At 41.5% G+C, this 1,100-nt stretch carries 1 protein-coding gene; it reads left to right on the top strand.

Translation table 11 applies throughout. The annotated features are described in order from the left end of the window. Positions 1 to 293: 293 nt before the first annotated feature. A partial coding sequence (locus DP116_RS09100; RefSeq protein WP_169154889.1) for an ATP-binding protein occupies positions 294 to 1,100 on the top strand: 807 nt, incomplete at its 3' end.

Genomic DNA, 1,100 nt, shown 5'->3' with positions numbered 1-1,100 from the left:
GTTCGGTGTGAAGAATTTTCATTTTCTATGTACGTATATCACTGACACGCCGGGAATAATAACCTTAAATCAGGTAATTCGTGACGTAGGGATCAGGCAGCTATGCTGAAACTGACTAGTGCAAAAAGGCAACGGGAGCTGGAAGCAGCCGGATCTGTAGGGTTGGGGGCAATCATGACAAAACCGGACAACCATTAAAATAACTTACAAAGTAAGACTAGCGGAACCACGCCAGTTTGACAGCTTCTTGAGAAGACTATCAACAAAAGACTATTGCCAAAAACCTTGAAAAAATGACAAAAACGCCTGAGTATTGCTATCAAACTGCCCAAAGACCAAAGCAAGGTCAAGAAATATACCTGCAACAGTGGCAAAAAATCGGAAAAATTGTGCCTTTTGAGTTGAAAAACCAGGATATGTCAGACCCTTCGGGTATGCCTGCGGCACGTCTATGTCCTTCGGACACGCTTCGCGAACGCCGAACGCAGTCGCCTACGGAGGGAAACCCTCCTGCAGCGCTGTCTCACCGTTTTCTGATTTCTGAAAAACTCTATGGTCGGCAACATGAGGTTGAAACCCTACTGACTGCTTTTGAGCGAGTCAGAGACAGTGGAACATCTGAAATGATGTTAGTAGCTGGTGCCCCTGGTGTGGGCAAGACAGCAGTGGTCAAAGAAGTTGAGAAAGTGATCATCGCCCAACAGCGTAGTTACTTTATCCAAGGCAAATGTAACGTGTTACAACGTGACTTTCCTTTGTCAGGATTGATACAAGCTGTTGAAGACTTAATTGGGCAGTTGCTAAATGAAACTGATGCTGAAATACAACAGTGGAAAACTAAAATTTTGTCAGCATTAGGTGAACAAGCTCAAATCATTATTGATGTTATTCCTAAACTGGAACTCATTGTTGGCAAGCAACCCGTAGTTACTGAACTCTTTGGTACTAATGCCCAAAATCGTTTCATTTTATTGTTGCAAAAACTTCTGAAAATATTCATTAGAAAAGAGCACCCCTTAATTATTTTTATAGATGATTTGCAATGGGTAGATGCACAAAATTTAAAAATTATTCAATTCTTGATGAGTGGAAATCATATC

The sequence above is a fragment of the Brasilonema bromeliae SPC951 genome, from assembly GCF_012912135.1.
In the GTDB taxonomy this organism is placed as follows: domain Bacteria; phylum Cyanobacteriota; class Cyanobacteriia; order Cyanobacteriales; family Nostocaceae; genus Brasilonema; species Brasilonema bromeliae.
This window is presented reverse-complemented; position numbering and strand designations above follow the sequence as displayed.